Annotated in this window: 7 protein-coding genes and 1 tRNA gene; 4 read left to right on the top strand and 4 right to left on the bottom strand. The window is 42.8% G+C overall.

The genetic code is table 11. From position 1 onward, the window contains the following. Nucleotides 1–8: 8 nt before the first annotated feature. The 3 genes from QU661_RS00635 to QU661_RS00645 all read right to left on the bottom strand — a co-directional run bounded on the left by QU661_RS00635 (nucleotide 9) and on the right by QU661_RS00645 (nucleotide 2,945). Complete coding sequence (locus tag QU661_RS00635) at nucleotides 9–1,277, bottom strand: ArsB/NhaD family transporter (protein ID WP_304989853.1); 1,269 nt, start codon at nucleotides 1,275–1,277, stop codon at nucleotides 9–11. Between the two features lie 153 nt (nucleotides 1,278–1,430). Beyond that, nucleotides 1,431–1,955: a hypothetical protein gene (locus QU661_RS00640; RefSeq protein ID WP_304989854.1), complete on the bottom strand. Its 525-nt coding sequence runs from the start codon at nucleotides 1,953–1,955 to the stop codon at nucleotides 1,431–1,433. Nucleotides 1,956–2,225: 270 nt separating this feature from the next. Then, a complete protein-coding gene (locus QU661_RS00645; RefSeq protein WP_304989855.1) occupies nucleotides 2,226–2,945 on the bottom strand; it encodes a hypothetical protein in 720 nt (239 codons plus the stop codon). Between the two features lie 254 nt (nucleotides 2,946–3,199). Between QU661_RS00645 and QU661_RS00650 the strand changes: the two genes are divergently transcribed. Then, complete coding sequence (locus QU661_RS00650) at nucleotides 3,200–5,065, top strand: AMP-dependent synthetase/ligase (protein ID WP_304989856.1); 1,866 nt, start codon at nucleotides 3,200–3,202, stop codon at nucleotides 5,063–5,065. A 179-nt stretch (nucleotides 5,066–5,244) separates the two neighbouring features. On the opposite strand, the gene QU661_RS00655 is transcribed toward QU661_RS00650, so the two are convergent. Then, nucleotides 5,245–5,320: transfer RNA gene (locus QU661_RS00655), tRNA-Lys, on the bottom strand. A gap of 602 nt (nucleotides 5,321–5,922) precedes the next feature. On the opposite strand from QU661_RS00655, the gene QU661_RS00660 reads away from it, so the two are divergent. The 3 genes from QU661_RS00660 to QU661_RS00670 all read left to right on the top strand — a co-directional run bounded on the left by QU661_RS00660 (nucleotide 5,923) and on the right by QU661_RS00670 (nucleotide 13,476). Continuing rightward, a complete protein-coding gene (locus QU661_RS00660; protein ID WP_304989857.1) occupies nucleotides 5,923–8,466 on the top strand; it encodes a zinc ribbon domain-containing protein in 2,544 nt (847 codons plus the stop codon). A 71-nt stretch (nucleotides 8,467–8,537) separates the two neighbouring features. After that, on the top strand, nucleotides 8,538–11,510 hold the full coding sequence (locus QU661_RS00665; protein ID WP_304989858.1) for a UPF0182 family membrane protein: 2,973 nt from the start codon (nucleotides 8,538–8,540) through the stop codon (nucleotides 11,508–11,510). A 46-nt stretch (nucleotides 11,511–11,556) separates the two neighbouring features. Continuing rightward, nucleotides 11,557–13,476 (top strand): glutamine synthetase, encoded by a 1,920-nt coding sequence (locus QU661_RS00670; protein WP_304989859.1) that lies wholly within the window; start codon nucleotides 11,557–11,559, stop codon nucleotides 13,474–13,476. The last annotated feature ends 32 nt before the right edge of the window (nucleotides 13,477–13,508 follow it).

Consider the following 13,508-nt stretch of genomic DNA (forward strand, 5'->3'; position numbering starts at 1 on the left):
TCAACCGCCTAGCCGTATATAACCCAGATAAATACATATCCGACTGTAGCCGCCGTCAACGTAAACGGCACTCCGATTTTCATAAATTCCGCAAAGGTTACGATCTCTCCATTCTTCCTTAAAATGCCTACCGCCGTTATATTCGCAGATGCCCCGACCGGAGTGAGGTTACCGCCTAGCGTTGCTCCGCAGAGTATACCAAGATAGAGCAGAGTAGGATCGACTCCTAGCGTTGCAGTTACACCTTGAAGTACAGGAAGCATAGTTGCAACATACGGGATATTGTCGACGAAAGCCGAAATCAGAATCGATCCCCATACGATAATCGTGTATAGGAGGAACATGTTGCTTCCGCCGGTCCGCACGATAAGGTCAGACAAATCTTTGATAACGCCTACTTCAGTGAGTCCTGCAATTACTATAAATAGTCCGAATAATAACAGCAGCGTCTCGATGTCCGCATCCTTCAAAGCTGCAATTGCACGGTCGCCATCGCGCCTTTTTGCATAATCGAAAATGATAGAAATGACCGCAAAGGTTATACATATAACGCCGTTAGTTATATCTGGCTTGTTCGGGAAGAACGACACGAATATAAGAGTCACTACTAGCCCTACCAGCATATATGTCGGAACTAGGTTTTTAACTTCTGTATATTCCTCAGCTGCAACAGGTTGCCTATACTTTCTAAATAGAATCATCATAACAGGCACTGTTGAGAGAGCCCCGAGTTCTACGGCAAAGAAGATTCCTGGCTTGCCGTGGAATACGAAGAATGATGAGAAATCCATCTTTGCATACGAAGCGAGCATCATCGAAGTAGTATCCCCAACGAGCGTAGCTGCCCCTTGGAGGTTCGAGGAAACTGCAATCGACAGCGTCATCGGAACTGGTGATACATCGAGCTTGCGGCAGATGGCTAGTCCGACAGGAGCTACCATGAGTACAGTCGCGACATTATCCACAAACGCAGAGATAAATCCGGAGAATAGCGACATAAAGATTATTACCATCATCATGTTTTTGGACTTATCAAGGAGTACGTCTGCGAGCTTATTCGGCATCTTGGAGTCGATAAAGTAGTGCACGAGAATCATCGTACCGGAAATCATCAACAAGATATTCCAGTTCACAGACTGAATCGCGGTACTGGCAGACATAACGCCAGCTATTAAGAAAACCGCTGCTGAAGTCAGGGCGGCATGTACGCGGAACTTCTGGAAGAAGATCATCACGACGTACATGAGTATAAACATCGTAATTACTAAAATTTTCATAGGTTGAATTCTACCACAAAAGAATATGAAAATGTTGATTGTGAATGAAAATCTATAATGATTGTAATTCAGAATAGATAGCATATTTGTTAAGATGTTATGATAGGTTTTCAGAAAGCTCGTATTCGAGCTTTCTATTTTTATACAGTAAAGCTATTGAACCTCGTGGACTTCCTCTAGCCTTCTGCCCAATGACAGGAGAACATCCACATCAGATATGCTACCTGTTGCAAAAGGATTCCAGTTAGGGGATAGTACACTCTGACCATCTGTGGCTCTAGCACGAAGTTTTATTTCTTTATCGTCAGTAAATATATCTAATGAGACGGCTTTTGAGAAGAATTTCGATCCTGCATCCTTGAATTTGCAGGATACTACAGTACCCGAGAGAATTTCCATATCGTCACACAGAATGGTAACTTCGCTTCCGTCAAGTAAGACGATATAGTCTTTGACAAATCTAAGTTGCATTTTTTTAGCTATGTAAAAGCTGTAATTAACGCAGGCAAAAATAATCAATATGAAAAGAACTGGATGTGACCTAGTCACATCACTGAGGTTAAGGTAGAACAGAATCAGTTGTATCGCTAGGATGGGTAGCATTATTAGAGCAGGGAAAAGAAGCCCTACATAAATATCTGACTTAGCCGTTGCCGCAGAAAAAGTATATCTCTCCATGTTAGTACCTCAGAATTTGCAAATAACTACCCTTATTTTATAACTAATAAAGAGGAGCCGCCAGAAATATTTTAGCTTTGCTGCAGAAATATGAGCGGAGAATCAACAAAAGAGAAGCCAGCGTATCGCTTGCTTCTCTTAATTCTTATCATCGCAAATATATTCGTCTGTGCATCGACGGACCGAGGCTCTTTCTTCGATGTTCGTGTAGCGCGGGGATTATAGGGATCCTTTTGCCGATATAATATCGATTACGAAAGCCGTGAATTCTTACCAATTTGTCGCTATGTCTATCTGCGTTGGATTACTTGTCGCAAAACCACCTGTATCGCATACGATTCCAGTTCCAAGAGATGTTGAAACTAAAGAACCCTTAGGGTGTGTCTTGTAGCTAGCTGCAACCATCACGTAGTTGCCTAGCATCTTAACTCCATCTGCTCTAACCCAGTAGTCAGATGATGAATATCCAAATCTACCCATAGCCGCTACAACTCTCGACATGTTGAGGTTGTAGTAGGTCTCCTTGCCAGAAGGACCATTGTTGGTTCCCTTGGACTTAGAGAGAACACTTCCAGAATAAGTGTATTTTATGGAAGTAGCTGTGCGACTTGACTCGCTGTTCTTTGCTTCCTCTTCAGCTTTCTTCTTTGCCTTCTCATCCTCGACTGCCTTTATCGTATTAGTTCCAGTTGAAACTAAAGGAGCTGAATAAGAAGTGGTAGTTGCATGAGTAGCAACAGCGTCAGCTACTGAATCTGTCATAGTTGGGACAGATACATTAGCTGCGTCAACAGCAACTTCAATCTCAGTGCAGTCTGGAATGTCGGATTCCTGCTTGTTCTGAGCAGTTATCTTTGCGGGGATGCCTGTACGAGCTGAATCGGACTGAGTAGCAGCAGCGACGTACTTGCTCGTAGATACTACGAAGATGAGTAGCAGACATACGAGAGACACGAGGTGCGCTATCGATCTAATCTTTGCGTAATTCATACCGTCTCCTTACGTTCGGAATAACTTATGTCGCCTATTGTACCAAATAAATACATAAAAAATCTAAAGGCTATGTGAAAATTGCAACACGGCGATTATATAAAATCAAACACATTGCCGAGCGGATTACTAGGCAAAAGGGAATGCTTCGCGCCTAGTATTGTGATGCGTAGCATGACGATTTGCTTAATTTAAAATCGAATATATGATATGATTAACGTTAACTAAAAGTAATTTTGTGTGGAGAGCATGCTATGAATGATATGAGAAGCACGATTAATAGTGAGGCTATAGCTAACCCGTTTGGAGCTAACTCGTTTATCGAGAAGAAAGGCTCGGATTGTGGTCGTTACTGGTACAAGGACATTCGAGAGATTACGACGCTCAAGGATCTTCTTGCTGGAAGCGTTGAAAAGCACAGTGAGAGACCCGCTTTTTGGGTAAAAGAAAAACGTGGTGGAGAATACATCCCCGTATCTTATGAGGTTCTAGGCCATGATGTCGAAGCCATTGGCACTATGCTGCTTGAGCTGGTAGATAATGAGAGACGCGTTGCGATCATTGGAGAGGGGAGCTATGAGTGGATAGCCTCCTATCTTGCTGTTATGAATGCAGGACTTGTTTTGGTTCCAATCGACAAAGAGCTCGGTGGAGAAGAGATAAAGAACCTTCTCGATGCGTCAAACTGCCATACGGTAATCTGTTCATCTGAATGTGCCCCTAAGCTCTCTAATATCATAACAATTACAGATCTTATAATCACAGAATTTTACGGCGATAGAGTATCGCTCGAGGATAAGCCAAAGACACTCCTTAAGGATGTGACTGAATTTGAAAGGGCTGGTAGGAAGGTTCACCTATGGAGAGAGCTGCTAATCAAGGGCGAGGATAAGCTTGAAGGAGGAGATACTTCTTTTGCGGATGCTGAAATAGATCCAGACGAAATGGCGGTAATTCTCTTCACTTCAGGGACTACAGGCACTCCTAAGGGAGTCATGCTAACTCATCGCAATATCACGGTAAATATCATGGATGTGTGCCGCGTGGCGAATATACATCCGTGGGATAAGACGCTTTCAATACTGCCAATTCACCACACTTATGAATGCACACTTGGAATGCTGCTCGTGCTGTATCGCGGAGCAAGTACCGCATTTTGTGAGGGCATGAAATACATAGTTAAGAATATGCATGAAGTTGAAAATACAGTCGTTATCGTAGTGCCGAGGGTTCTCGAGATGATTCACGGTCGCATCATGAAGACCATTAAGAAGTCAGGTAAGGAAAAGACTTTCAGGAGAGCCTTAAAGGCTAGCCGCAGCGCACGAAAGTTCGGTGTAAATGTGAGCAGAACTTTATTCAAGCAGATTATCAATGAACTCGGTGGCAAACTTAGGCTCGTAATCACAGGGGCTGCTGCGCTAGCACCAGATATCTGCAGGGACTTTGAAGACTTCGGAATCATGGTGCTTCAGGGATATGGTATGACCGAATGCACCCCTCTGATTACAGGTACACCTCAAAGTGCTTCTAGGACGAGGTATGATAAATCTGGTTCAGTAGGAGTCCCAGTGGAGACTGGAGCGGTACGCATAATCAACCCGGATGAAAACGGAATTGGTGAAATCCTGTTCAAAGGACCGAATGTAATGCTCGGATACTATAACCTTCCAGAGTCAACTAATGAGGTGCTTGAGGATGGATGGCTTAGAACGGGTGATATCGGATACTTCGATGCAGATGGATGGCTGTTTCTTACTGGACGCGCTAAGAATGTAATCGTAACGAATGCTGGAGAAAACATCTATCCTGAAGAGATTGAGGACTATATCAATAGACATCCGTACATATCCGATTCAATGGTATTTGCATCAGGTAAATCCGAGGATGTGGTTGCAGTTCAGATTCTCCCAGATAAAGATGAGATAAAGGATGAGCTCGGAAGTGTTCCGTCAGATGATGAGCTTGAAACGCTTATAAAGGGTGTTATCACAGAGCTAAATATGGGGCTCGCTCCGTTTAGGCGAATCCGTGAGGTTTACGTCCGCAAGGAAGATTTCGTGAGAACGACTACGCGCAAGATCAAACGCCAGGATAATAAGCTGGAGGATTTGAAGTAGGGAAGAACTGAGGCGAACTTTTAAAACATGTAAATAAAATAATATTCAAAATAGGAAAATACCCTGATATTAAAGCCATTTTTTGTAAATCGCAAAAATGGCTTTTAAAATGTGAAAAATAATTATTCTCAAAGCATGATTACGTAGAAAAAAGCGCAACTCGTACGAGTTGCGCTTGATGGTGCGTGATCAGGGGTTCGAACCCTGGACACCCTGATTAAGAGTCAGGTGCTCTGCCAGCTGAGCTAATCACACATATTGGTTAGTTTGCTTAACAGCTTATATAGTCTAGCATTGATTCATAAGGCAGTCAAGAAAAAGTTTGAAAAAATTCGAATTAATTTGAGTTTATATCTGTATGCATGTTCTAATACGAGTTTGTGCTATGCTTGAGATATGATAGTGTAATTCATTTGATGTTATACTGTTGATTATTCGCGAATATATTTAAAAAATACGTTAAAACCCTTTCAATTCATCACAATAACTAAACATTAGTAAAATCAATAGTGATAGAATAAAAAAAGAAGTAGCGCGATTTAAAGCAGGTGCTGGAAACGTAGCATTTTCACAATTAATAGGAACACAGTTGGGACTAATTCCTATCTATAAATGATATTACCCGCGCCTCTTGACAGATAATGTTATCACAAAAAAGATGGGAAAGATAGTATAAAATGACAATAATTTTGTATAAAATTATGCATTTGTTGCGCGAATTCCACTAATTGCAAGCGAAATCTTGATATTAACTTATCCTTGTTGTATAATTTCCAATGAATCTTTATAGAAGATTGACAACCAGCACAAAAGCGAGACTCTCGCTCGAGTGATTTAAGTGGATTTGGGAGGTAACAATGTTCTGTAGCAATTGTGGCAACGAAGTAGCAGAAGGCGCTAAGTTTTGCAGTGTATGTGGTGCAAGATTAAGCCTTGATGCAGAACCGTCAGTACACGAACATACAGCGTTTAGTTCGTCGGATAGAGAAGGAAATATGATGGACAAGAGAGAATCTTCTACGAAGTTCGACTTTGATTTCGGATCTGAGGATCTAGAGATTAAGGAGCCTAAGAAGAAAACAAGTTCGGTTTCTTTTGATTGGAGCTCTGTAATTGAAGAGAGCCATAAGAAACCTATTAAGAAAATCAGATCCCCATGGGAGACAACTGGGATTGATGACGAAGAGACTGAAGCTTCTACGCAGTCGTTCAGTTCAGTTAATAATTCTTGGGATAGACACAAGACGGCTGAACCTGTACAAAAGGCTGAGGAGTCAGATTCTCTCGAGGAGATTCTTAAGCGCGATTCCGCAGCTGCTCCGACATCTGGTCGCGGACGCACTATGAACTTCATCGAGGTTATGAAGCAGGAAAAAGAAGAGCGAGAGAAGGCTGCAAAGGAAGCTGAAGAAGCATCCTTTTCGGCTGACTCTGATTTTAGAGGGTCCATTCTTCCTAATGAAGAAAGAGAACACACTCAGGGATATACAGAGCTTAAGGACGATATCATCGCTGGGCTAGAGGAACAAGCAAGTGACATGGATGAAAAGGAAGCATCGCATAGACTCGATGTAGCTTCTGCGGATTTTGATGAGTATCTAAATGCTCGCCGCAAGTCACACGAAGAAATGTTCCAGGCAGAGCCACCACACAACTTTGTCGATGATATGGTTCATGTATCTGCGTCGGATACGAAGGATGAGTTCAAGCTTCCAGAAGATGATTTTGAGACAGAGCTTTCTGCATTTATCAGTAGACATGAGGATTCTGACAAGGAAGATGCTCATGCTGAACAATCAGACGATGATTTATTCAACTTCGATGTTGATATTGAAGAAACAGACGAAGATGAAGAGACTGTAAGCCAGTATCTCGACTACGTGAAGCCAAGTAGGGTTTCACGTGCACAGGAGCGCGCAGAAGCTGAGGCATTTGATTTCGATGATGAGGATGACGATGATGAACCAGAGACATTCTCGTATGATGAACTTACAGATGATAATAAAGAGACAGAGACTGACTATGAACTTGAGCCTGAAGATGAGCCTACAGAAGAAGCAGATGATTTTGTATTCGGTGATGATGATATAGATGTTCCATACGAGGAATCTGTCAACTACTCTGAGCTATATATGAATGAAGAGTCAGAAAAGGCTGAAAAGTCAGTGACATCAGAATCTTCCGATGTAGTTGATTCGCACAATATAGAAAAAGAACCGGCTTCAGAAGTTTCCGAAGATTCTGCTGAGCCAAAGAAATCAGCAGAGCCAGCAGCTATAGAGACTACTGAGGAACCAGTTTCAAAACCATCAGCTATGGAGCCAGTAGCTGTAGCTACAGAAACCGCAGACGCAGCTTCAGCACCTGCTGAGAAGACTGAGGATGCCGAGTTAGCCGCTGCAAAGGCTATAGAAAACGAAATTGCAAATCTACAGAAGCGCCTAGCGGAACTTCTCGGAAAGGACCCTTCCGAAACCGTTGAGCTGCCGGCAAGAGATGTCGTTTCTGCCGAAGAACTCGTGCAGGAGCCTGTACAGGCAAAGGCAAAGGCTGAAGAAGGAACTGAAACAGCTACCACAGAGGCAGGAGCTCGCTCAGATTTAACGAAATTAGAGTCAGAATTAGCTGCATTAGGATTCGATACAATCGATGATGAGCCAGATGAAGAAGCTGATATGCTATTCTCGGCAGAAGATGTGGCAGATGCTAATACTTCAGCTGTGGAGGACAATAATGAGGATTTGAACCAGGAAGAGGTTATGTCGATTGATGACTTACAGAAGGACCTCTTTGGTACAGATGTTGACGATGCAGGGATGGAGGCAACTCGTAAGATAGATAAGTTCTACACTCTCTATCGTAAGAATGAAGAGTTCCAGCAGCTTCTCGATGAGGAGTATAAGAAGCTGCAAGATGGAAGTGCAGACTATACGCTTATGGAGGATGTGCTAGCTGAGTACCAGGATGAGGAGAATACCGAGGAGATTCCAGTTGAAGCTCATCATGAGACAGTTGAAGCTGCAGTTAAGACTGAGTCAGCTAAGCTTGAGGCAGCGAAGAAGGATGTAGGGTCAGAACTCAGCAACAGCGCTAATGTTACTGAACCTATTACTGCTGCTACAACTCTGGTTAGTTCGCCAGCTCAGGCTGCGATTAATACGGCAAGCAAGGCAAGTAATGTAGCGCCGTCTGTAGTCGACGATGATGATGAAGAGTCACGCAAGGGCGGAGTTCTTACGGTAATTGCAGTTATCGTAGCAATCTTGCTAGTTCTGTTATTAGTAGTAATACTGATACTCAACTTTGCTCCAGATAGCAGTGTCGCACAGCGAATCAGCGGAGTGATTGGAAAGTTTACAAATTTCGCATCGCTGGGTGATAATTCTGAATTGCTACTATAAGGGTGGTTTTTACGTAAATGCAGCGGCAGGCTTTATGGCTACCGCTGCATTATGTGATTTTTGGAGAAATTATGGCTAAGAATAAGAAAAAAGGAAAAGTTGCATACTCATTTAATGGTGAGGGTAAGCGAAGAAATATCCTTGGAAAGCTACTTGTTGTAGCAATTTTTGTGATAGTTATACTCGGTAGAGGCACCGGCTTTCTTACAGATTGGATGTGGTTTAGAGAGCTCGGCTTTACAAGAGTCTTCTGGACGCAGATTGTAACAGAGTTAAAGCTTGGGATTGTAATATTCATAATTGCCGGTCTTTTGGTACGTGTTTATCTAAACGGCCTACGAAAGGGATATTTTAGCAAGATAGAGTCACACGAAATTCCGGACATGCACAAGTTAAACATGCTATCTTGGGTGATATCTGTGATTTTCGGATTTGTGGCAGCATTTGTATCAGCTACGAATACGTGGCAATCATTTCTCATGTTTGCAAATTCCTCAAAGTTCGGATTAAAGGACCCAATCTTTGGGCTGGATATTTCGTTCTATGTCTTCAAGCTCGAATTTCTAACTAAGCTTAATTCGATTGCAATATTCGTGATTATCGGAGTTGTCATCGTAACGTTAATCTACTATGCTGTTCTGCTTTCTGTAAGGAAGCCGGATATTTTCGACAAGAAAGATATTTTCGAAGACCTTGATGCAAATGATGCAGCGAAAGAGACTCCGGCAGGGGAGTCGGCTTCGTCAGATGATGAAGTTAAAAAAGGTCGTCCCGGTAATAGTATTCCGTTCGGTAAGAGAGATCCTGTTGGTGATGTAATAAGAGTTATAAAAGGATTTGGCGACAAAGCGAAACAGCAAGCCAAGGAGCACCGAGAGAATAAACGCGAAGTCAACCGGACAAATGTAGACCATCTATTTAGCCTCGCATCTGGCAAGGCTATGATTTTGGGTGTTGTCTTCTACATAATGCTAGGTATCCACTTTGTGTTAAAACAGTTCACGCTCCTACATGCGCACACTGGAACAGTTTATGGTGCTGGATTTACCGATATTGCTATTACGCAAAAGGTATATCTTCTGGTTATGATCCTGGCGGTCGCTGGGGCTATTAGCTTGGTAAGGCACGTACACAATAAGGATTATCTTAAGCTCTTTAGAGTTCCGATGCTCATAATAGGGGTGCTTTTCCTCGGAACTATTTTGAGGGTTGGTGTTCAGAGCCTGATAGTCGCTCCAGATGAAATCAACAAAGAAAGCAAATATATCAAGAACAACATTCAATATACGAATCATGCGTATGGGCTAGATAAGGTCAAGGTTGATTCTTTCGCAGCACAGAACAACCTGACGGCTGCAGATATTGCTAGCAACAAACCGACTATCAGCAACATCAGAATCAACGACTATGAACCTGTAAAGGATTACTACAATCAAACCCAGAGTATTCGTCAGTACTACGATTTCAATGATGTAGATGTAGATAGATACGATATAAATGGTGCTGAAACACAGGTATATCTATCGACACGTGAGATTAACGAGAATAAAATTAGCAATACTTGGATTAACAAACATTTGAAGTATACTCACGGTTATGGAGTGGCAATATCTAAGGTTAACTCCGTCACTGCAAGTGGACAACCTGATGTACTCGTTAAGAATATTCCGCCTGAGTCAAATATTCCTGAAATCAAGATCAAGAGACCGGAGATTTATTTCGGTGAGCTCACGAACAACTATATAATCGTCAACGGAGATGAGCAGGAATTCGATTACCCAGATGGGAATAACAACAAATATACCAAGTATAAGGGTAAGGCGGGTATAAAGCTCGGATTTGTAAGCAGACTTCTGTTTTCCATCAGAGAGGGAAGCCTGCAGATGCTCGTGTCGAGGAACATTAACTCCGATTCGAGGATCATCATCAACAGAAATGTTCTTGGGAGGGTCAATAAGATTTTGCCGTATCTCGAATATGAGAAGGATCCTTACATGACCATAGTGGATGGGAGGCTGTACTGGGTTGTCGATGCGTATACGACTAGCAGCAATTATCCTTATTCTGAGCCTTATTCGGGTCAGATTGGAACGACAAACTACATCAGAAATTCGATCAAGGTGGTTGTGGATGCTTACAATGGAGATGTAAATTACTACGTTGTGGATGATAAGGATCCGATTGCAAAGACATATGCGAAGATATATCCGACCTTGTTCAAGAGCAAGGATAAGATTCCTGCTGGACTAAAGAAGCATTTCAAGTATCCGTCTACGCTCCTCAATATTCAGGCTGGTGCTTACACCAAGTATCATATGAATGAGGTGAAGGTCTTCTATCAGAAGGAAGATCTCTGGGATGTTGCAAACCAGATATATGGCACTAAAGAGAGACCTATGAGCTCTAGCTTCTTTATCTTCAATCTGCCAGGGAAGCAGCGCGAAGAGTTTATAAATATGATTCCGTTCACGCCTAAATCTAAACAGAACATGACAGCGATTATGATGGCGAGAAATGATGGAGATGAATACGGCAAGCTCGTGGTGTATAAGTTTCCTAAGAACAAGACGGTGTATGGTCCGATGCAGGTTGAAGCGCAGATAGATCAGAACTCTGAGATTGCCAAGGAATTCTCCCTATGGAATTCGTCAGGGACCACTTATAAGCGTGGGGACATGTTTATAATTCCTGTAAATAATTCTATAATGTACGTAGAGCCTGTATACCTCGAGGCTTCAAATCAAGCGATTCCTGAGGTTAAGAGGGTAATAGTTGCTTACGGAGACAAGGTAGCATATGCATCCACCCTGGATGAAGCGCTTGAGAGCTTGTTTGGAGATGGAGCAGGGAATTCAGGCAGTGTCAGCAGCAATTCTTCAGGAGGTTCCGGTGGGGTTAGTGGATCGAGCAATCAGAAAGAACTGATTGGCAAAGCCAAGGAAGCGTATGATAATGCTGTGAAAGCCCAGAAGAATGGGGACTGGAAGTCTTACGGTGAGTATCTAGATGAGCTGTCTGGATATCTCGATCAGTTGGCTGGATAAGAACTGGGATTAAAATACTTTTTACTTTGCGAGATAAGGAGATGCCATGATAAATTTCGATTTGGAAAAGATGCTCTTTACAATTCCTGCGGAAGAACATGGAATTGAAGAGGTAGCGGAGGTACTGCGTGCACATCCAGAGGTTAAGTTCGTGTCATTTGCGGGCGTTGACCTTGGTGGTCATTTTACGGATGAGAAAATTCCAATCAAAACATTCATCGATGATATGAAGAAATTGCTCGAAGACGGTGTTCAGACCGATGGCTCTAGCGTAGCGCTGCCTGAAATTGCAAACCTTGCAAATGCTAGAGTTGATATACTTCCAGACAAGGATGTGAATTGGTACGTCGAGTATAATTTTAACAACATGGATTTTGCGACTGGTTTACCAGTTGGGACGTTGAGGATCCCATCCTTCCTGAGACACAACAATGATAGGATGGTTGGATCGCGAATTTTCTGCAAGGATTCCATATGCAAGTTTAAGACAAAGCTCATAGATATGCTGATGCAGTATCCGTATGTAGTGGATTACCTAGATGGGATTAATTCGGTAGACGATATTGAGGAGGTTAACCTGACTAGTGCAACTGAGCTCGAGTTTTGGGTAAAAACTCCAGATGACAAAGCGGATAGAGATCAGCTTTCTACCTCACAGGAGCTCAAGGAACAGTACTGGAAAAGGACTATCGGACCTGTAAATACGGCTCTTGAACAGACTCTTGAGATACTCGACCGCTATGGCTTCGGTGTCGAGATGGGACACAAGGAAGTAGGTGGCGTAAGAGCCAAGATGGGCAATTCTGGAAGCTATGACCATATCATGGAGCAGCTTGAGATTGACTGGAAGTACTCATCGCCAGTGCAGGCTGGGGATAACGAAGGCCAGATAAAGCATATCGTAAGGGATGTATTTAGAGCTAACAACTTGGAGGTAACGTTCCTCGCAAAGCCTATGCCAGGTGTTGCAGGCAGTGGAGAGCATACTCATCTCGGAGTATCTGCAAAGCTTAAGTCGGGTAAGACTGTGAATCTGTTTGAGTCAAAGGATAGAATGAATGAATATATGAGTCCTATTGGTTTCGGAGCACTCATGGGGATTTTAAATAACTATGAACTTTTAAATCCTTTCGTGGCACAGACTCATGACGCATTTAGAAGGCTAAAGCCAGGATACGAGGCGCCGGTCTGCATCGTAACATCTCTGGGGCGAGACTGCGTGACACCTTCTAGAAATAGAACGGTTCTAATTGGACTCGTCAGAGACCAGAATAATCCTATGGCTACAAGGTTTGAGCTTAGGTCGCCAAACCCACATAGCAACACATATCTGGTTGTGGGAGCATCCTTCATGCTTATGCTCGACGGAATCAAAGCGGTACTCTCTAATGGCAAGACACCTGAAGAACTTGCAGTATCTATCTCTAAGAAAGCTGGAGAAGAAGATTTCTACCTCGCAAAGGATAGGGAATATAGAAGTGAACTCAACGTTTTCGAATACTTCACGAAGAAAGAGAGAGAAAAGCTCTTCGGAAAAGCTCCTGCTACGGTGTGGGAGAATTTGAAAGCATTTGACACACACGAAGATGAACTCGCTAAGCTCACTGGTGGAGATGAGACGACTAAAGATGTAATAATGTCATACCGTGCACAGATGTCGATGAAGTGGGTTATGGAGTTCCGTGACAGGATTTTGCCTAATTCCATGGATTTTGTCAGAAACTGCAAGAAGAGACACAATGAGCTCGAAGCGACTGATTATGATATAATGAACTGGAGAAGGGTCAACAGCCTGCGTATTGCGCTCGGTAAAGATTCCATCGATAGTAAATCGATTCTGACGCTCGCGAGAGAAGCGATTGATTCAGCGGATTTTGATGCGGCGTCTAGATATGAGCTACTTATTCAGGAGAAGATTGAGGAGCTTAGAGGTGCGTACAATACTTATATTAAGAACTTATTTTAATAGATTTAGGAAGATGCAATAATATGGGGGTT

The sequence above is a fragment of the Mogibacterium neglectum genome (assembly GCF_030644205.1).
Classification (GTDB): domain Bacteria; phylum Bacillota; class Clostridia; order Peptostreptococcales; family Anaerovoracaceae; genus Mogibacterium; species Mogibacterium neglectum.

Coding starts and splice junctions, on each gene's coding strand:
- QU661_RS00660 (WP_304989857.1), top strand. CDS start 5,923: ATGTTCTGTAGCAATTGTGGCAACGAAGTAGCAGAAGGCGCTAAGTTT.
- QU661_RS00650 (WP_304989856.1), top strand. CDS start 3,200: ATGAATGATATGAGAAGCACGATTAATAGTGAGGCTATAGCTAACCCG.
- QU661_RS00665 (WP_304989858.1), top strand. CDS start 8,538: ATGGCTAAGAATAAGAAAAAAGGAAAAGTTGCATACTCATTTAATGGT.
- QU661_RS00635 (WP_304989853.1), bottom strand. CDS start 1,277: ATGAAAATTTTAGTAATTACGATGTTTATACTCATGTACGTCGTGATG.
- QU661_RS00640 (WP_304989854.1), bottom strand. CDS start 1,955: ATGGAGAGATATACTTTTTCTGCGGCAACGGCTAAGTCAGATATTTAT.
- QU661_RS00670 (WP_304989859.1), top strand. CDS start 11,557: ATGATAAATTTCGATTTGGAAAAGATGCTCTTTACAATTCCTGCGGAA.
- QU661_RS00645 (WP_304989855.1), bottom strand. CDS start 2,945: ATGAATTACGCAAAGATTAGATCGATAGCGCACCTCGTGTCTCTCGTA.